Consider the following 251-nt stretch of genomic DNA (forward strand, 5'->3'; position numbering starts at 1 on the left):
GGCAGGAGATCGCCGAGGCGGTTCGCGGGATATCCATCGGCCATTCGCTGAAGGATATCGGCAAGGTAGGCGTAGGGTTCAACGCCATTGAGTTTGGCGGTTTCGATCAGCGAGCAAAGGATGGCCCAGCGTTCCGCACCACCATCACTCCCGGCGAACAAATGGTTCTTGCGGCCAAGCGCAACGGGCCGGATGGCGCGTTCAACAGGATTGGTGTCGAGTTCGATCCGGCCGTCATCAAGGAACCGGGT

At 60.2% G+C, this 251-nt stretch carries 1 protein-coding gene; it reads right to left on the minus strand.

Annotation, left to right across the window (positions count from 1 at the left end):
- A partial coding sequence (locus HY30_RS03500) for a transposase domain-containing protein (RefSeq protein WP_034737190.1) occupies window positions 1-251 on the minus strand: 251 nt, incomplete at both ends.

The sequence above is a fragment of the Hyphomonas chukchiensis genome (assembly GCF_000682695.1).
Taxonomy (GTDB): Bacteria; Pseudomonadota; Alphaproteobacteria; order Caulobacterales; family Hyphomonadaceae; genus Hyphomonas; species Hyphomonas chukchiensis.